Below are 17,950 nucleotides of genomic sequence, written 5' to 3'. Positions count from 1 at the left end.
CCCCCCCCCCCCCCCCCCCCCCCCCCCCCCCCCCCCCCCCCCCCCCCCCCCCCCCCCCCCCTCCGGCTTCGGGCGACATCCGCAAATTGTAGCGGGATGGCGCAGCCGGTTAACCTTCTGGCGTTCAGGGACGGGTGCGTTGGGGAGGAACACTGTGTTGAAAGGACTGCGTTGGGTGCTGGGGGGAATGCTGCTGGTAATCATCGTGGTTGTTGCGGCATGGATTGTTTCGCGATTGATGCCAGTACCCAAGGCGGAGCGCGACGCGCTGGCGCTGATGCAGCAACCCACCCATTTTGTCGGGCGCAATGCCTTCGAGGCCCTCTGGCTGCTGGACTTCGACGATGTTCCGATGGCAGAGCGGCCGGGCTTGATCGAAGAAGATCGCCAGCGCCTCGCAGCCCTGGCCAAACAGCCATTGACCGATGACCACGTGCAGCCTATGACGTTGCGCGCGGCGCAGGAGCGCTATGTCAGCGCGCCACCGCTGCAGCCAGCATGCCGTTGGACCAGCGACGACTGCGTCGCCAAGTTACGTGCGGACCCTGCCTCGGCCGAAGCCGCGCTGGTCGGCCAGCAGGCTTTGCTGACGCGGATAGCGGCATTGTCGGCTTACGACCATTACCAGAATCCGTTCACGCCTGATGCGCGGGCCCCGATGCCGAACTGGGCATTGCTGCAGCGTTCGCTGACCGCACACGCCTTGGCGCATGTGCAGGGGCGCAGCGCCGACGCGCTGGCAGGACTGTGCAACGACACCCGCACGGCGAAGATGCTGATGACGCATGGCGATGGGTTGATGCCGGCGGTTCTGGGGGCGTCCATGGTCCGCGGCAATGTGAGTGTGCTGGCGCAGGTGCTGGCCGAACTGCCTGCTGAGCATCCGCTGCCCACCTCCTGCGATGGCGTTTTCACCACCCCGCCAGCCTCTGCACTGAGTCTGTGTCCGGCCATGCGGGGTGAGTTCCGCCTTGTTACCGAAGGGCTGTCGCTGATGGAGCAGCCGCTGGCCGTGCTGGTCTGGGACCCTGACAAAAGCAAGGCCCGCACCGCGTTGGCGATGCAGGGAGCGTGTACCGATGCGGCCGCGCAGGTGCTGGTTGCTGATCGAGCCTTGTTCATCGAGCCGCCGGTGCCGTCGTCGTGGCGGTTTGAATGCGTTGCCAATATGGTTGGCTGTGTCCTGGGTGACATCGCAGCGCCCGCTTACCGGTCTTATGCGCTGCGCCTGCAGGATGCCGGTGCGAGCCTGCGCCTGGCCGAAGCACTGTTATGGTTGCGCGCCAATCCACATGGCGATGCTGTCGAAGCACTGGCAGCGATGCCGGCGCACCTGCGTGACGGTGAACGGCCGCTGCACCTGAGCGATGACGGCCGGAACCTGCAGGTTGCGTTGTACGCAAAGGCCGGCAGCGAAGGACCGTTGCGCCTGCCGCTGCCGGTAACGCGCGTCCGGCAGTGATTCAGGCCTGGCCGCGAGCTTCCGGCTTGAGGCGCACATAGACTTGCTTGCGGACCCGCGCGACCGCCTCGCCGTTCGCATCGAGCACGTCGTTCTCGAACCAGTGCAGGTATTTGTCGCCATTGGCGGTGGCGGCCTTGACCTCGTCCAGGGTGGCGTCATCGAGCCGGAACTCGGTCCACACCACGCCACGGCCGGGCTTGAGGAACTCGATGGTGCCGGCCTTGTCCCAGACGAAGTAGCGGCTGCCCATATTCTGCAGCAGGCACAACATCCAGAACGGGTCGGTCATCGCGAACAGGCTGCCGCCGAAGTGGGTGCGCACGTAGTTCACGTTCCAGGGTCGCTGCCGCAGCTCGACCCGCACGTAGCGGTAGTCGGCGCTGATGGCGGTGACGTGGATGCCGGCGAACAGGAATGGTGGCCACAGGTTGATGCCGCGGCGGAACAGGCTGGCTTTCATTGCGAATGCGGGCTTACAGGGGAATCGGAGTTTAGCATTCGCATGCGTATGGAATGGCTCAGTGCGGCCAGGGTGGGGCGATGCGGTAGCCGTCGCGGCCAGCCTGCTTGGCCTGGTACAAGGCGGCGTCGGCGGCTTCGAACAGGCGTGCCGGGCTGTCGTCGGGGCCGGGCAGCACGCTGCATACGCCGATGGTGACGGTGGTTCGGGTCTTGCTGTGCTGCGCCTTGTCGATCGGAATGCTGAGCTGGCGTACGCGGCTGATCAAGCTCTGCACCAACTGTTCGGCGCCGGCCGGCGGGGTGTCGGGCAGGATCAAGGCGAATTCGTCACCACCGAAGCGCGCGGCAAGGTCGCGCGGACGCCGTGCCATATCCTCGATGGTGCGGCCAAGGTAACGCAGCAGGCGATCGCCGACATAGTGCCCGTGACTGTCGTTGCAACTCTTGAAGTGATCCACATCGATCAGCAACAGGGTCAAGGGGCGGCCGCTACGGCGGGCGGCATCGGTTTCCCGCCGCAGCGTCTCTTCAAAGCGCATGCGGTTGGCAAGGCCCGTAAGCGGGTCACGGTTGGCTTGGCGGCGCCAGTAGCGCATCTGCCATAGCGTCCAGAACAACAGCATGCCGATGAAGCCAGCGGTCGCCGCAACTGGTGCGAACCACAGATTCGCGCCATGTAGCAGAGCCAGGCTCAGTAGTATGGGAGCAGGGATGGCCAATGCGCCCAGCAGCCAGCGCTGGCGGATGGCGGAGGTGATGCCCAGCGCGCCCAGTGCCACCAGCGCTATGGTGATTGCAGTCTGCAGCAGCGGTGGCAGCGGACGGATGGCGTTGCCGGCCAGCAACATCGATGCGACGTTTGCTTGATACTCGCTGCCGCTCATCCAGTTGTCGCGCGACGTCGGGGTGAGCAGGCGTGGGGCGATGCCGCTGGCAGTCATACCGACTATGACCAGCCGGCCCGTCAACAGGTTGGCGGGTATCCGGCCTTCCAGTACGTCGACATAGGACATCTGCGGAAAGCTGCCCGGCGGCCCGGCATAGCGCAGCCGCACGTAATGATCGCGATGCCATTGATAAGGAGAGCGGGTCCGTGGCGCAGGATCGACCATGCCCGGTAACGGCTCGTTGATACCGGCCAGTGCGGCACCGAGTGCAGGCCAGTGTGGCGAGCCGATGCCGGCCTTGAGGTAGGCGCCGCGTGCAACGCCGTCACCGTCCACCTCGATATCGGTGTGTGCGAGCGCTACTGCCGCTTTGGCAATGGCTGGTACGGGCAGCAGTTCCTCGGGCACCGCTTCGTCACTGGCCGGTGCGGCCAGTACCGGCAGCACGACCCGACCATTGCGGCGGATCGCGGCGGCCAAGGCGTTGTCCTGGCTGGCGTCCTTGCGGTCGGCGTCGGGCAGCATCAGGTCCAGTGCGACACGCTCCACGCCCGCTTGGTGCAGGCGATCCAGCAGCCGCGCATGGACGCTTCGCGGCCACGGCCATTGGCCCAGTTGCTGCAGGCTGCGGTCATCGATGGCGATGATCGCCAGACGTGGGTCAGGCTGGTATTCCCAGTCGCCCACCAACAGGTCATAGCTGGCGACATCCTGCTGCCAGAACACCCGGGTATGGCTGAGCCAGCCGACCACCAGCGCGCAGCCCAGTACAAACAACAGCCGGACCTGCCAGCGCGGCCGTAGTGGCCTCATAAGGCAAGCAGCAGCAAGGCGCCTGCGCCGACGCCATAACAGAGACGGCAGCGCAGCTGGATCTGCTGCGGCGTGGAGAACTTGCTGGCATAACCATCGTCCTCGATGCTCTGCACGCGCACATGCAGGGTGCCGCCACGCCAAGGCTGCTTGAATGCGATCTCGGGAATGTCCACTTGTTCATCCAGCAGCAGTCGGGAGAAGTCTGCCTTGCGTGAGATATGCACGCGATAGTGCTGGGCGGCGCTGTCGGCCGGCCAGCGCAGGGTCAGCAGGCCCTTGTGGTCTCTTGCCGAGTCCAGAGGCATCGCAACGGGCACATCACTGAGCTTCAAGGGTAATGCCTGGCCGTAGCGACCGGGGTTGTTGTCAGCATCGATTGAGGCCAGTCGCCAGAAATAGTTTCCAGCCGGCAGTGGGCGGTGGATGCGCAATTGCTGGCTGCTTGCCTGTTGTTCGACCAAGGGTTGCAGGAAGTCCGGGTTGTCGGCGATCTGAAGCACGCTGCCAGTGGCGCCGGCAACCTTGGCCCATTGGAAGCGTGGCTGCAGCTGATGCACGGTCTGCCCATGCAGCGGCGCCAGCGTCAAGGGCGCGGGCAGGCCCTCCGGTACAGAGAAATCATGTTCTGCATCCAGGCCTTCGACGCCATCGGTGTCGATGGCACGTACCAGCAGACGCAGCTGGCCTGGCGGCAAGCTGTCGATGCGGATCTGCGTTTCTGCCAGTTCGCGGGCGAACAATACGACGTCCGGCGTCGCCGCCAGCACTACCTCTACCCGGTAACGTTTGGCCGCACCGAGCGGCTGCCAGGAAGCCAGCAACGGCAGTGGTTGCAGCCGCAAGTGTGATTCAAGCAGCTGTGGGGCCGGCAGCAATGGCTGCGGCTGTGCCGGCGCGCTGCCCGCGGCGCGGATCAGGGTTGCGTGGCCGCCACCAATCACCCGCTGGCCGGCGCGATTGCCGACCTGCACACGCCCTTCGACGACTTCGGTGGCTGCAGGACTGTCCTGGTCGCCTGCGTTTACCCGGAACAAGGTGCCGCGCACGCTGCTGGTCGCGGTGGGGGCGGTGATGATGTAGCGCGATGCCGGCCCGCGCGCTGGCGTTACCTTGTTGCTGCTGCGCCCGCGCTGCAAGCGCATGCGCGTGTCCACCATGCCGGTGGCGCCATAGCTGCTGAGCTGGTCGAGCTGCAACAGCGAGTTCTCCCGCAGTTGCAGGCGTGAATTGTCGGCAAAGCTGAGGGTGACGCTGGCATCGTCACCGGTCTGCAGCTGGCTGCCGATCGGCAGCAGCATATTGGCCTGCAAGGCGCGCGCGCCGTTGACCGGGTCGCTCACCTGGGCCTGCCCGCGTAGTGCGACCACCCGTGCCGGTGCTGGTTGCACACGCAGCCAGGCGATAGGGAAACGCAGTGTCTGACCAGGCGGGAGCCGGTATGGATCGGCGATCTTGTTATGGGCCTGCAACTGTTTCCATTGCACGTCGGCCTGCAGGTAGCGCGCGCTCAGATCCCACAAGGTGTCGCCGGGGCGTGCGCGGTAGGTCCAGTCCTGGGCGCTGGCCAGCGTTGCCCAACACAGCAGCAACGCAGCTACCGTCAGCTGCAACAGGGATGGGCGAACGTCGATGTTTCTCACGGCCACTTTGGCTCCAAAAACGCGTGTCCGTTACGCTGACATCGTGCTGCTTGCAACTTCATCGTTATGCATTCCAAGGCGCCGTGGTGAGGGCCACGGCTGGATCATCCCCGATGGGCTGTCAATTTTCGTGCAATTGACACGCAAATTGAACTGTCTGGCATCAAGTTAAAACAGTAGCGAAGACATCTTGCGGCGGTAGCGTCCCACCAGGTCTTCGTCTTCGACCACCCGGAAGGCATCGATCAGCGCCTTTTTTGGCAGGCTGTCGCGGAAGCTGCGATCGATGCGCAGCATCTCGATGAACTGCTCCAGCGCGGCTTCATCTTCGCCGGCGAGTAGATGCTGGATACCGAGCAGGTAACGTGCTTCCAGGTCATTGCCGTCGGCCTGCAGGCGCGCTGTCAGTACATCGGCGGCCGGTGCCTCCTGCAAAGCGGCGGCAAAATCCAAGCGCGCACGCGCGCGGACCGCGCGGTCGTCGGTTGCAAGGTTGGCCGGCAAACCGTCCAGCAGTTGCCCGGCCTCGCTGGTTGCACCGGTCTTGAGCAGTGCCAAGGCCAGGTCGAGCTTGAGTTCGGCCTTGTCCGGCTCAGCGGTAATGGCCTCGCGCAATGCGGCGACTTCGGCCTGCGGGTCGAGCGGCAGCGCCTGGATTTCTTCTTCGACGGCAGCAGCTGGCTCAGCCGGCATGACGCCGTGCTGGGTCAGGAATTCACGCAGCTGGCCCTCGGGCATCGCGCCGGGGAAACCGTCAACGATCTGCCCGTCCTTGATCAGGAAGACGGTGGGTACCGAGCGGATCTGGAAGGCGGCAGCGACCTGTTGTTCCTTGTCGACATCGACCTTGGCCAGCTCGAACGCGCCGTTGTATTCACCGGCGAGCTTTTCCAGCAGCGGCCCCAGGCTCTTGCACGGCCCGCACCAGGTGGCCCAGAAATCGACCAGCACCGGGGTCTGCATCGATTTCTGCAGGACTTCGGCCTCGAAGGTTTCGGTGGTGGCCTCGAATACGTGGGGAAGATCGCTCATGGCTGGCTACGTTGCTGTCAGGAATGTCCTTTATGGCGATGGCGGGGCGGATTCTCAACCTCTGTGGGGACAGGTGCGGCAAATAACAGGCGAGGCAGGCTGCAGGGCATGAGCCACTGGGCTTTACCGATAGTGCCGTAGTGCCGAGCCATGCTCGGCAGGGGCTTCACCGGGCAATTGCTTGCCGCGCGCGGCTCGGCACCATGTCCTGCTGCCTCCCTTTCGGCAACGAAGGGGAGGCTTGAGGAGGGGGACGCGCTCCGCGGGCGGATACCGTGGTGGCCTCGCGGCTTTTGGCCCGAGGCTACCCTGCGCCGCTCCAGCGGGCGGCCCCGGGCCGATGCGTTGCTGGGCAGGCCCTTGCCGAGCATGGCTCGGCACTACAAAAACGCCGCCTTCCCCGAGGGAAGGCGGCGTTCGCGTTTTTGCGCTGAAGTCAGGACCTCAGGGGTGGCTGGCCGGTTCCTGGCTGTTGTGGATCACCGGGGTGGCGGCGGTCGCCGGGGCGACGCTGGGGGTCGCTGGCAGGGTCAATTCGGGATTGACCTGCTGCGCCTGCAAGGCCTTGATCTGCTGGTTCAAGGCTTCCAGCTGGGTGTTGGTGGCGCGCAGGTCCGAGCTCAGTGCCACGGCTTGCTGCTTGCGCTCCTGCAGGGCGTTACTGACCTGCAGCGACTGCTGGCGTTGCTGCTCCGCTTCCTGCTGCAGGCCGCGCAGGCGGCGCTCGTTCATCGCTACCAGCTTCTCGCTATAGCCCTTGCCGGCCTGCAGGCGGATGGTGTCCAGATAGACTTGGGCCAACTGCTTGGTCTGCTCGGCGAAGGTGAGGTAGAGCGATTCGGCGCTTTCCACCGAGTCGGTGCGGATCACCCGCCAGAACTCCTTCTCGTGGAACAGCGCCACGTAATAGTTCAGCGAGTCGGCATGGAATAGCAGGCTGGCACCGTAGTTACCGTTGTAGGTAGTACGGAGCTCGGTAAGTTCCTGGTTGCCCATCAAGCGTTTCAGCTCGGCTACGGTATTGCCAACGGCGCTGTCTTCGCTGTTGGCGGGGGCGGCCGGTACCTCGGCTTCACCGCGCTGCCAACGGCCGGCCATCGCGGCAGGTGCCGTCAGCAGACCAATAACCAGGAATAGTGCACAGCCAAACCGGCTCGGAAGCATTTCGATCCTTCTCATAAGTCCTCGTAATTCCCCCGAATTGCGATGGCCGTCGCATTTCATGAATGCGCCTTTTTCGTACCCGAGCATAGCACGCGATCTGGCGCTGGAAAGCATTGCGGTGTGGGCATCTGCACTGTTTGGGGTGGCCCTCATTCGACCAGCTGGCTGCGGCCGCATTGGATCGACTGCATATGCACGTCGGTGCGGCCCAACTGCAGGCCCAGCACGTCCGATAGCAGCTTCGAGAGCAGGTTGCCGACGCCATTGAGCAAGGGCCGCAGGGTATTGTCTATGACCGGTTTGAGCAGCAGGCACAGCACGCTGCCACAGTTGCCGCTGCCAGTGACCGGGTTGTAGCCGCCGTTGCCGCTGAGGCCACCGGGCTTGGTCTGCAGGTACTTGGCCAGCGAGTTGCTGACGCAGTCGTTGAAGGCAAGGCCGGCGATCAGGCCTTGGCAGGATGTCAGCCCGAGTACGTCGAGCAGACCGCCGAGCACGCTGGGCTTGCTGATCGTGGTTTCGTAGAGAAAGCCCTGCCAGACATCGCCTTGCACCTTTTTCGGCGTGCAGCCCAGAAGCCAGCTTTCGCAGGTTGGGATTTCAGTGGTCCAGCTGCCCAGTGCCGGCAGATTGGCATCGCTGTTGCCGTTGGTCAGGGCCTGAACCACGACGGCGGGCTGGTACAGGCCATTTTTCTTGGTGGCTTCGAGGTACTGCACCGCCAGATCCTTGGCCGCATCGGTGCTGTTGCCTTGTGGTGCGAACAGTGACTGCACGGTGCCGAGCAATGCGTCGACCAGATCCGCGACCAGCGTGCCTACCTTCAGATCATTGGGTTTGACGGTGCCGGTCTGGCCCGCGCTCAAGGTGAGTTGATCACGTTGTGACAGTGCTTCAAGAGAGATTTTCTTGTTGAGTACATCGCGGCCGAGCAGGCTGACCAGGGTTTCGTTACCCAGCCCCGTGCGGCATAGCTCGCGGGTCGAGTCCCATGGCGTTGTGGCCTTGCCGATGCAGACATTGGCGATGGCGCTGGTGACGTCGACAGTGGCGGTAGCAGGTTGGGTAGAACAGTCGATGGCGGTGAGTTGACCGAAGCCGTCGATCACATCGATGTAGGTGGGCAGCTTGATGCGGGTGCCCAACCAGTTCAGTACCGTGCCGAGCGCGGGAATCCGTTGCGAGTCGATATCCAGGAACAGGCGCACCTGGCTGTTGTAGGCGGTGGTGCCGACCGGGCCGATGCCGATCGAGGCGGGTTCGACAATGCTTGCTTTGGCTTTTAGCAGGCCGAGCACGTCCAGCTGCGGTATCTCGACGGCGTGCTTGGAATTGGCGATGGAGATGCTGGTGCCGAGTAGATCGAGAGCGTTGAGGTCTACATCCAGTGCGCCGTTGGCCGCTTCGCTGCCGCCGGAAATCTTGGCGAACAAGCCCCCGCTGCTGGCAGTGGAGCCCAGTTGCACCAATGCGTTGCTGATGCCGGCGCCAAGCAGCTTCTGCTGCAGCAGGCGCAGGTCAACCCCAGCCAGCCCCTGTTGGCTGGCCAGCGAGGCCATGACATCCAGTAGTTTGCCGACGGAGACCTGATTGGCGGCAAGCAGATTGTTGAATTCGCCGACATTGATGTCGGTGGCAACGGGAATGCCCAATGCCTGCAGCAGGCCGCGGGGGGTGATCTTCAGGTTGGCCAGGCCCTGATAGCTGGCGATCTGGGTCTGGGTCAGATCGACGCCGACCAGCCGCAGTATTCCTTGCAGCGGCGCATTGCTGTTTGTGTTGAGCAGCCGCGAGCCCACGCTGAAAGCCGCTTGTGGTGCTGTGCGCTTGGCCACGGCGGTGGCGCTGATGCGTGGCAGGGAGGTGAGCTGGCCCAGCAGGGGTACCGCTTGCCGCGAGGCGGTGACCTGGACGGCATTCAGGGGGCGGTTGCTGGCAACACCGACAAAGCGCGCTCCGGGCGCCAGCTCGGCACCCCAGTAGCCGCAGTTGATTGCCAACTGGCCGGCGAATTGATTGTCGGTCAGTGCGTTGTTGCGTGCTGCCAGATTGTCTTTGTAATCGGTGGTGCACAGTTCCAGCCGCTGCGCGCCAGCCAAGGCAGCCAGATCGGCGGTCTTCTGAACATCACGCTTGCTCCAGTACAGGTAGCCCACCTCGACCAGGCCGAGGATCACTACCAGCCCAAGCAGCAGCAACAGCATTGGCAGGCCCGCACCGCCGCGTTGGCGCGCACTGTTGGATGGATCGCGTAGCGCGCGTGACAATGAAAGTGATGACCGCCGCGGGCTGTACATGGTGGGCCTCAGCGGCTACCGCCGCCTTGCTTGGGATTGGGGAGCGCTGCTTCGAAGTACTCGGGGATCGGGTGCTCAAAACTGTTGAGGTAACGCTGGTAGCTGCGACTTGCGGCCTCGCCGAGCATCGGCAGCGCAGTGCCGGGGCGACTGTTGTCAGCCTGCAGCTGTAGCAGGGCGCGGGTGGTGTCACCTACCTGCGAACGTGGCAGGTCGGCGAAGGTGGTGGCCGGTACCGTCGCGGCTGTAGTCGGAGCGGCGGCTGCAGCTGTGCCGTTGCCAGCGTTTGTGCCGGTTCCGGTGCTGGTATCGGACATGCGTTCGATCAACGGTGCGTGCTGGTCGGCTGCTGATGCGCAGCTGCCGAACGTGGCCAGCAACAGCGCTGCGGTAATGGATGCCGTTCGGATCATGGCGTTACCTCCTGCGAAGGGTTCGACGAGGGGGTGAAACGATCAAGCATCGAGCTGGGTGGGCGCGGTACATGCCTGCTGCTGGTTGCAGGCTGCTGCGCGGCCAGGGTGGTTGCATTGCGTGCTGCCGTTGCAGCGGGAATGGCAGCGGCGACTGGTTGTCGCAGGGTCTGTGCGAGCCGGTAGATTTCGCTTCTGGTCGGTGGCGGCAGGTTCGCGCGTTGCATCATGCTTTCTGCCGTTGCCGCCTGGCCGGACAGCAATGCCCACAGCGCCAGATTGGAGATTGCGCGGATATTGTCCGGCCCCAACTCGGCTGCCTTGGCCAGCGGCGCCCGTGCCTGCTCGACTTGACCAGCCTGCAATAGTGCAAACCCAAGATCGCCGAGGTAGGCGACATTGAGTGGGTCGGCACGCACCGCGTTGTCGAGTGCAAGCTGCGCGCCGGAGTGGTCGCGTGTGCTGGCCGCGATCAGCCCAAGTCCATGCCAGGCCGGTGCGGCCTGGCCGCCCTTGGTCAAACTCCGGTAGATGCTGGCTGCGGTTTGGTCATCACCGGTTTCGCGCAATGCATTGGCTTGCAGGATGCGTAGTTCCGGGCTGTCGCCGAAGCGTTGCCGGAAGGCGTCGATATGTGCCAACGAGGCGTAATAGGCGCCTTGCTGCTGCATCTGTTTGAGCAGGCCAAGATACATGCCGCGGTCGTCCTGCGCGGCTTCCACCAGCGCTGGTTCAACTGGCGGTTGCTTGTAGGCGGCAGGGTTGCCGCCACAGGCGGCGAGCAAGACGGGGGCCAGTATGATCAGGAGTAGTGCTTTGATCTTCATCAGGTCGGCTTTCATTACATCCCCTTGATCGCGGCGGCCAGCGAGATGATGGCCGGCCCGGCCAGTACCAGCATCAATGCCGGCAGCAAGGTGACCATCATCACCACGGTCATCTTCACCGAGAGCTTGCCGACCTTCTCTTTCATCCTCATGCGGCGCTGCTCGCGCAGGCGCATGCCGAACTGTTTGAGTGGCTCCTGCACTGCACCGCCGTGCTGGTGCACCTGCAACATCATCTGAATAAGGCTGCGCAGGTCGTCGTTGTCAAAGGAATCAGACAGGCGTCGCAGTGATTGCGCGCGACTGCGACCGCGGCTATAGCTGGCATTGGCGAGTTGCAGCTCACGGCCCAGCACGGGAATGGCGATGTGCAGTTTTTCGCCAACCATCTGCAGACTTTGATCGATGCTGAAGCCAACACCCTGCAGCAGGCGCAGCAGATCGATCAGCAAGGGCAGCTCCTCATCCACTTTTCTGCGTAGGCGCCCAGCCCAGCTGCGCAGCAGCAGCTTCGGCAGCAGAATGCCAAGCGCAAAACCGACAAGCAGGATGATGACCATGTCGCCGCCGTGCGGCTGCAACACCAGTACGGCAAGGAACGGCATCAGCAAGGCCAGCAGCAATCGTGCGGCAAGAAACGCGGCGGTGCCGGTATTGTGATTCCAGCCCACTTGTTCCAGTAGTAGCTTGTCTTCAGGAGCCAGCAGTGCTTTCTGCACGTGGCTGCCATCGAAGTGTTGGCCGATGGCAGCAAGATCAGTCAGCCGTTGCTGCCACCAACCGCTCTTCTGTGCGTTGTCCTGTTCCACGTGCTGGGCGGTGTCCAGGGCGCTCTGCAATGCCGCACCGGCTTGTTGGCTGCGGCGCCCACGGTAGAGCAGGCCGGCCGCAGCCAGCACCAGGGCCAGCACGACCAGCATCATGGCGATGGCGTACAGCTGGTTCATGCAGCTCTCCGACGAAGGTGAGGGGCGATTGACGGGGTCATAGTGATTTGGCCAGCCGGTACAGCAGGAAGCCGCCACACAGCTCAAGCAGCATCGCGATCAGCAGGATCTTCTTGCCGAGTGGCTCATGGAACATGGGCTGGAAAAAGTCCGGGCTCATCAAGGCCATCGACAAGGCCGCGCCCACCGGTAGCAGGGCCAGCACCCATGCAGACATGCGGGTCTCGGAGGTGGTTGCCTGCAGCTCGCGCTGCACTTCTTCGAGATCGCGCATGAAGTCGCTCATGCGCTGCAGGATCTGATCGCTGCGCCCGCCGATGCGGATGCTGGTGCCAAGAATCACCGCCAGCATTTCCAAGGGGCGCAAACGATAGGCTTGCGCGGCGTGTTGCAGGGCACGGTCCAGGTCCATGCCTGCACGGGTATAGGTAAGTGCGTTGTCGAGGATGGGGCGCAGTGGCGGATCAACGTTCTGGGTGGCACTCTGGAAGGCCATCGACAAGCTGTTGCCGATGCCGGCCATGCGTACCATGTTTTCCAGGAAATCCGGCATCTGCGCGACCAGCCGCTGTTGGATCTTGTCGATGCGCCGGTACAGCCACAACGCCACGCCCAGCAGGTACAGCGCCAGCACGAACGCGCCGAACCAGGCGCTGCCAAGGCGCAGGCCAGCACCGATGGTGACGGCGATGCCGGGCAAGGCGATCAGGATCAAGGTGCGCACCGAGTCCTTCAATCCGGCCCTGCGCAGCACTTCGGCCCAACGTTTACTCGGTGGGCGGCTATTGCGCGCTTCATCGGCGGCGCGCTGCGGATCGGGCTGCGACAGCCGTGTGTCGGCGTGGCTGGCGGCGGCGCGCTGTTGCACGCGGGTAGCCAAGCCCCACCACAGACCCATGGCCAGGGCCACCAGTAGCACCGCAAAGCTCCCGAGCAGCAAGGGCAGCATCATGAAGGGAAGCTCCCCATGTTGGCCTCGCGCAGTTCCTGCCGGAACGGCTCGAGCTTGTGGCAGTGTGGGTGGAAGCCCAGGCCTATCCAGCGGTCGCGCTCGCGGCTTTCCTGGTCGATCCAGGCTTCGTGCTTGAACAGCTCCTGGCTGGTGATGACGTTGTCGCTGACGCCGGTAATCTCGGTGATGGAGACGATCACCCGGCGACCACTGCCAAGTCGTGAGATCTGCACGATGAAGTCGATTGCGCCGGCGATCTGCCGGCGCAGGCTGTCTTCGCTGCCTTGGAAGCCTGCAAAACCGGCAAGCATTTCCAGTCGGTACAGGCAGTCGCGGGCGTTGTTGGCGTGCACGGTGGCCATCGAGCCGTCGTGGCCTGTGTTCATCGCCTGCAACATTTCCAACACCTCGGCGCCACGGACTTCACCGACCACGATGCGGTCCGGGCGCATGCGCAGGCTGTTGCGGACCAACTCGCGGATGCTGACCGCCCCACTGCCGTCAAAGCCGCCCATGCGTGATTCCAGCCGCACGACATGCGGGTGATTGAGGGCCAGCTCGGCAGTGTCTTCGACGGTGATGACCCGCTCGTTGTGCGGGATGAAGGTCGCCAGTGCATTGAGCAGCGAGGTCTTGCCAGAGCTGGTGCCGCCGGAGATCAGGATGTTGCAGCGGCCACGCACCATTGCGTTGAGTAGCGCGTACATCGGCTTATCGAACGCGCCGCGTCCCAGCAATTCGTCGGGAGTGAACGGATCCTTGCGGAACTTGCGGATCGATACCATCGGCCCGTCAACGGCCAAGGGCGAGATGATGGCGTTGAGACGGCCGCCATTGGGCAGGCGTGCATCGACCATCGGATTGGAGTCATCAAGGCGGCGGCCGAGCGGGGCGATGATGCGGCGCAGGATGCGTAGCAGATGGCGGTCGTCGCCGAAGCGCTGGGTGGAACGACGCAGCATGCCGCCGGCCGATACATGCACGTCCTTGTAGCCGTTGATCAGGATGTCCTCGATCTCCGGGTCGTGCAGCAGGTCATCGAGCGGGCCAAAACCGGTCAGTTCCTTCTGCAAGGCGCTGGCAACGGCCTCCATCTCGTATGCATTGACCGGGATCTTCCATTCCTTGACGAAGGCCGCGGTCTGCGTGCGCACGAACTTGCCGATGGTTTCCGGTGACCAGGAATCGATGTCGACACGCTGATCTTCGACATGGTTCAACAGATATTCGTGTGCCGCCGACAGCACGGTCTGGAACTGCTCGGTCTGCTCGAACGGCACGTTCGGCACTGGCTCCACAGACAGCGCTGCTGCGGCGATGCGCGGGGACAAGGGGGTGACTTTGTCTTCCATTGTTATCTACCCAGCAGATTGGCGAGACGAGCCAGCGGTGAGACCGGCACGGTGATTGGCGGGGTTGCAGGTCGCCGCCGTTCCAAGCGTTGCAACAAAGGTTGCAAGGCCTTGAGATAGGGGTCACGCGGAGCAGCGTCGGTCAACAAACGGCCCAGTCCTGCGCTGGAGCGCAGCACCCGCGAACGGTCGGGAATGGTGGCCAGCAACGGCAGGTTGAAGCGCTGTGCGATCTGCGTGTCGGCTAGCCCGCCGTTGGCGTCGAAACGGTTGACGATCAGCTGCAGGCGCTCGTCGCGCAGGCCACGGCTTTCCAGTTCGCGCATGGTCTGGTCCAGCGATACCAGTGATCCAATCGCTTGGTCGGTAACCAACCAGACTTCGGATGCGCTCTTGAGCAAGGTGGTTGGTAATAGTTGCACCGGCAAGCCGCCGACATCGCAAAGGCTCAGTGGAAAGACGCTGCGCAGTCGGTCGAGCAGGGAGATGGGCTCGTGCTTTTTAAGCAGGCTGCCACTGGCGATGCCAAGCAGGGCCAGACCACTGGCATGGTGTGCAAATGCGGTGCCCGCGAATGTGCGATCCATCCGCTCGACGCTGCGCAGTGCTTCTTCATAGTTGAAGTGACTTTCCATGCCCAGGTAGAGCGCTGCATCGGCCGCGGGTTGGCCAAGGTCGATCAGCAATAACCATCCTTGCAGGCCGGCAACATCGGGCGAGACCGGGTTTTGTTCGGCCAGGCTCACGCCGAGATGGGTCGCCAAGGTGCTGGTGCCCACGCCGGGGCGCACCCCCAACAACACGATCAGGCGGCCGTCCGGGCGCAGTTCTGGTGCGGCGGCCGCACGCACTGGGCTGGGAGCTGCGCCGACGCGCTCAAACACTTCCAGCATCTGTGCCGTGCTGTTGTCGGTATCGACAAAGTCACACACGCCAGCGCGCATCGCCGCCAACAGGTGTGCAGCCTGCTCCGGGCCGGTAGTGCCCAATCCAATCAGTGCAGGGCAGTCGGGCAGGGCGTGCAGCTGCCGGGCGACGTCGGTGGAATAGGCTGCATTGCCCCCGCAATAGTCGAGCAGGACGAACGCCGAGCCGGCAGCGACATCGAGCAGCTGACGCGGATTGGTTTCGCGACTATCAACCCAGCGCAGATTGGCCTGCCCCGCCAATACCGCACCCAGACGCGCCATATGACGGTTATCCGGTGCGTATAGCAGCAGATTCAATTCGGGATGGCTCTGGGTCTGGGGCAAGGGCATCACCGGGGGCATGGGGACACTTCAGCGTGAGAAGCCAGGGAGTTGGTCGGGGCTGGCCGGGTGCAGCAACCACGCGCCCCAGACCGGTAGTTTGGGTTGTGCTTCGCGTTGGCCGGGCAGCGGGATCTCGGTACCACGTGCCAGCGGTTTGACCAGGCGCGGCGTCGCTACGATCACCAGCTCTTTGTCCTCGCGCTTGTAGCTGAGGTTGCGGAAGAACGAGCCCAGAATCGGGATGTCGCCCAGCAGGGGGATCTTGTTGACATTGGAGGACAGTTGGCTGCTGACCAACCCGCCGATGACGAAGCTCTCGCCATCGCCAAGTTCCACTGTGGTGTCGGCGCGACGGGTAGAGATGGCGGGAATCTGGGTGCCATCCAAGGTAATGCCGCGGGTGTAATCCAGGTCGCTGGCTTCCGGGGCTACCTTCAGCGCGATGCGGTCAGCCGATAACACGGTTGGAGTGACGGTCAGGCCGATGCCAAAGGGTTTGAAAGTCACTGTGGTGGTGCCAAGCCCTTGCGGCTCCAGGATTGGCAGTTCGCCACCGGCGAGAAAGCTTGCGCTCTGGCCCGACAGGGCAACCAGGGTTGGCTCGGCGAGCACCCGCGCCATGCCATTGGCTTGCAGCAGATCGATATTGGCATCCCAGGCGCCAGGGATGGATTTGGCTACCAGCTTGAAAGCCGATGAAAGCGCACCGCCGTCATTGCTGCCACTTGGCGAGGTGATGCCGTAGCTGAAGCCGCCGTTGATGTTCTTGAAGCTGATGCCGACCTGGCGCAATACGCTTTTGTTGAACTCCACCACTTTGACTTCAACCTGCACCACGCCGCCGCTGGCAATGGTCGCTGCGTCGCTGATCATGCCTTTTTCGCCGATGGCCGAGGCAGCAGCCTTGCGACGGGCTTCATGTTCAAGTAGCGATGGCGCACTGCCAGATAGCAGGGCTTGGCCGTCTTGTACGGTGAGCTGGTTGCCGCTGCCATCGAGCAGCCCGCCCTGTACTGCATTACGCACTTCAACCCGGATCCGCGTTGGTGCCGTCTGTTTCTGCAGCCATAAAAGCAAGGTGGTGCTGCCGGCGGATTTGCCAACCAGCAAGGCCTCGCTATTACGACCGATGCGGGTGATGTCGGCGATGGAGGGGTCGGCGATGGCGATCCGCTCTACCCCGGCAGGCAGGTTCCAAGGACGCTGCTCGTTGAGCTCAAGCACGACGCTGTTGCTGCTTGCCTGTGCTTGCGCGGTCTGGGTCAGCGGTGGCATGAAGCCACTCACCCCCAACAGCGCCAGGGTGAGCAACGCAGACGCGGTGATGGAAGAGCGCTGTTGCAAGATGATTCCCCCGGTCATGGCGAAGACTGCTGATTGGAAGGGGTCGTGCCGCGGATGATCTCGATGCCTTGGCGGCCAGCCGGTCGTGCGCTGCGGCGCCGTTGCGGCGTGACCGAAGCAGTTGCTGCCGCGGGCGTTGAGCGGCTGCTGCCGCCTGCCAGCGCGTTCAGGTCGATACCGGCATAGGCGCGGTTTTCTGGGCGCGCGGCGGCTTCCGCAGCTGTTTCGTCCAGATTCCCGCGTAGCGCCAGCACCGCTGCCGGCGTTGTAAAGATTGATTCGTCCGCTAATCCAGTGTCGCCGGGATTGCGCAGTGCCAGGAACAACTTGCCGCTATGTGCAGCCAACAACAGACGCCCTGCATCCTGCACCGGAACCGCCAGGATCGCGCTGCGTGCCTGTGCCGCATCCGAGCTTGTTGAACTGCTGGCACGCCCATCGCGTGATGCGATGGTTTCGGCGCGGCTGCCTGGCTCCGGTGACGAAGAACCAACTTCGTTGCTCTGTTCGTCGGCGCGGCTATTTGCTTGGCCTACGTCGGCGTTGCCATAGCCCAACACTTGCAGGCGAGAGAGCAGCAGTCGTGCCTGGGTATTGGTCTGGCCGCTGCCAGGGCTGGATGGGTCCTGCAGACTCATGAATACGTCGACGTAATCGCCGGGCGTGACGCGGTTGCTGACCCCGGCAAGCTCATCAACCGGCACCGCTACCGCGCGTTCGCCAGGTTTGATGCCAATGGCGATGCCTTGTAGCAATTGTTCGCTGGTGATCATCGCGCCGGCAGCGATGCTCCTCGCCGGCGTGCGTCCTTCCACTTCGCTGATGTCGGTGTAGCCGTTTGCTGGTGGCAAGGCCATTTCGGTGATGGTGAGATCGGCAGCTGTGATTGGTTGCCCGGCGGGCAGATCCTTGCTGGCGACCACCATCAACCGCTTGGATGGATTGGCCTGTAGCGTCGCGCTGCTGACGTCGGTGGTCGGCGTTGCACGTCGGCCGATTCCGAAGGCCAGCACCATCAGCAGTGCGGCCACGGCCAATAGCAGGATTGCAGCTATGCGTATTGCCTTGGGCATCTTGAAGCTCCTCCCCCTTGGAGTCC

15 protein-coding genes are annotated in these 17,950 nt (G+C 63.6%); 1 reads left to right on the top strand and 14 read right to left on the bottom strand.

Annotated elements, in window-relative coordinates; translation table 11 throughout:
• Positions 1–157: 157 nt before the first annotated feature.
• Positions 158–1,462 (top strand): hypothetical protein, encoded by a 1,305-nt coding sequence (locus ACVOK8_RS07715; protein WP_481566321.1) that lies wholly within the window; start codon positions 158–160, stop codon positions 1,460–1,462.
• A 1-nt stretch (position 1,463) separates the two neighbouring features.
• Here the strand turns inward: ACVOK8_RS07715 and ACVOK8_RS07710 are convergent, their stop codons facing one another.
• The 14 genes from ACVOK8_RS07710 to cpaB form a co-directional block, all read right to left on the bottom strand.
• Entirely contained in the window at positions 1,464–1,925 is a 462-nt protein-coding gene (locus tag ACVOK8_RS07710) for a DUF4442 domain-containing protein (protein ID WP_481566320.1), read from the bottom strand.
• 58 nt (positions 1,926–1,983) lie between these two features.
• On the bottom strand, positions 1,984–3,627 hold the full coding sequence (locus ACVOK8_RS07705) for a CHASE2 domain-containing protein (RefSeq protein ID WP_481566319.1): 1,644 nt from the start codon (positions 3,625–3,627) through the stop codon (positions 1,984–1,986).
• Positions 3,624–5,270, bottom strand: coding sequence for a FecR family protein (locus tag ACVOK8_RS07700; RefSeq protein ID WP_481566318.1), 1,647 nt, complete (start codon positions 5,268–5,270; stop codon positions 3,624–3,626). The genes ACVOK8_RS07705 and ACVOK8_RS07700 overlap by 4 nt, the downstream gene beginning before the upstream one ends.
• Positions 5,271–5,438: 168 nt before the next feature.
• Complete coding sequence (gene trxA, locus ACVOK8_RS07695) at positions 5,439–6,302, bottom strand: thioredoxin (RefSeq protein ID WP_481566317.1); 864 nt, start codon at positions 6,300–6,302, stop codon at positions 5,439–5,441.
• 444 nt (positions 6,303–6,746) lie between these two features.
• Positions 6,747–7,466, bottom strand: a complete 720-nt coding sequence (locus ACVOK8_RS07690; RefSeq protein WP_481566316.1) for a DUF2968 domain-containing protein — start codon at positions 7,464–7,466, stop codon at positions 6,747–6,749.
• 149 nt (positions 7,467–7,615) lie between these two features.
• Positions 7,616–9,763 carry a pilus assembly protein TadG-related protein gene (locus tag ACVOK8_RS07685; RefSeq protein WP_481566315.1) on the bottom strand — a complete coding sequence of 716 codons (2,148 nt, stop codon included), beginning with the start codon at positions 9,761–9,763 and terminating at the stop codon, positions 7,616–7,618.
• 8 nt (positions 9,764–9,771) lie between these two features.
• The gene (locus tag ACVOK8_RS07680; protein WP_481566314.1) at positions 9,772–10,176 is read right to left on the bottom strand and encodes a DUF3613 domain-containing protein; all 405 of its coding nucleotides are present in this window, start codon (positions 10,174–10,176) and stop codon (positions 9,772–9,774) included.
• Complete coding sequence (locus ACVOK8_RS07675) at positions 10,173–11,018, bottom strand: tetratricopeptide repeat protein (protein WP_481566313.1); 846 nt, start codon at positions 11,016–11,018, stop codon at positions 10,173–10,175. The genes ACVOK8_RS07680 and ACVOK8_RS07675 overlap by 4 nt, the downstream gene beginning before the upstream one ends.
• Positions 11,018–11,950 (bottom strand): type II secretion system F family protein, encoded by a 933-nt coding sequence (locus ACVOK8_RS07670; protein ID WP_481566312.1) that lies wholly within the window; start codon positions 11,948–11,950, stop codon positions 11,018–11,020. The genes ACVOK8_RS07675 and ACVOK8_RS07670 overlap by 1 nt, the downstream gene beginning before the upstream one ends.
• 37 nt (positions 11,951–11,987) lie before the next feature.
• Complete coding sequence (locus ACVOK8_RS07665; protein WP_481566311.1) at positions 11,988–12,902, bottom strand: type II secretion system F family protein; 915 nt, start codon at positions 12,900–12,902, stop codon at positions 11,988–11,990.
• Entirely contained in the window at positions 12,899–14,254 is a 1,356-nt protein-coding gene (locus ACVOK8_RS07660) for a TadA family conjugal transfer-associated ATPase (protein WP_481566310.1), read from the bottom strand. Before ACVOK8_RS07660 ends, ACVOK8_RS07665 begins: the two co-directional genes overlap by 4 nt.
• A 2-nt stretch (positions 14,255–14,256) precedes the next feature.
• Positions 14,257–15,507, bottom strand: a complete 1,251-nt coding sequence (locus ACVOK8_RS07655) for a CpaE/TadZ family protein (protein ID WP_481566309.1) — start codon at positions 15,505–15,507, stop codon at positions 14,257–14,259.
• 27 nt (positions 15,508–15,534) lie between these two features.
• Positions 15,535–16,782 (bottom strand): type II and III secretion system protein family protein, encoded by a 1,248-nt coding sequence (locus tag ACVOK8_RS07650; RefSeq protein ID WP_481566323.1) that lies wholly within the window; start codon positions 16,780–16,782, stop codon positions 15,535–15,537.
• Positions 16,783–16,865: 83 nt separating this feature from the next.
• Positions 16,866–17,924: a Flp pilus assembly protein CpaB gene (cpaB, locus tag ACVOK8_RS07645; protein ID WP_481566308.1), complete on the bottom strand. Its 1,059-nt coding sequence runs from the start codon at positions 17,922–17,924 to the stop codon at positions 16,866–16,868.
• Positions 17,925–17,950: the final 26 nt, after the last annotated feature.

It is taken from the genome of Stenotrophomonas sp. STEN083, from assembly GCF_056759195.1.
This window is presented reverse-complemented; position numbering and strand designations above follow the sequence as displayed.

Excerpts from the sequence above, each read along its gene's own strand:
- ACVOK8_RS07710 (WP_481566320.1), bottom strand. The coding sequence starts at position 1,925 with ATGAAAGCCAGCCTGTTCCGCCGCGGCATCAACCTGTGGCCACCATTC.
- ACVOK8_RS07705 (WP_481566319.1), bottom strand. The coding sequence starts at position 3,627 with ATGAGGCCACTACGGCCGCGCTGGCAGGTCCGGCTGTTGTTTGTACTG.
- trxA (WP_481566317.1), bottom strand. The coding sequence starts at position 6,302 with ATGAGCGATCTTCCCCACGTATTCGAGGCCACCACCGAAACCTTCGAG.
- ACVOK8_RS07690 (WP_481566316.1), bottom strand. The coding sequence starts at position 7,466 with ATGCTTCCGAGCCGGTTTGGCTGTGCACTATTCCTGGTTATTGGTCTG.
- ACVOK8_RS07685 (WP_481566315.1), bottom strand. The coding sequence starts at position 9,763 with ATGTACAGCCCGCGGCGGTCATCACTTTCATTGTCACGCGCGCTACGC.
- ACVOK8_RS07680 (WP_481566314.1), bottom strand. The coding sequence starts at position 10,176 with ATGATCCGAACGGCATCCATTACCGCAGCGCTGTTGCTGGCCACGTTC.
- ACVOK8_RS07675 (WP_481566313.1), bottom strand. The coding sequence starts at position 11,018 with ATGAAAGCCGACCTGATGAAGATCAAAGCACTACTCCTGATCATACTG.
- ACVOK8_RS07670 (WP_481566312.1), bottom strand. The coding sequence starts at position 11,950 with ATGAACCAGCTGTACGCCATCGCCATGATGCTGGTCGTGCTGGCCCTG.
- ACVOK8_RS07665 (WP_481566311.1), bottom strand. The coding sequence starts at position 12,902 with ATGATGCTGCCCTTGCTGCTCGGGAGCTTTGCGGTGCTACTGGTGGCC.
- ACVOK8_RS07660 (WP_481566310.1), bottom strand. The coding sequence starts at position 14,254 with ATGGAAGACAAAGTCACCCCCTTGTCCCCGCGCATCGCCGCAGCAGCG.
- ACVOK8_RS07650 (WP_481566323.1), bottom strand. The coding sequence starts at position 16,782 with ATGCCACCGCTGACCCAGACCGCGCAAGCACAGGCAAGCAGCAACAGC.
- cpaB (WP_481566308.1), bottom strand. The coding sequence starts at position 17,924 with ATGCCCAAGGCAATACGCATAGCTGCAATCCTGCTATTGGCCGTGGCC.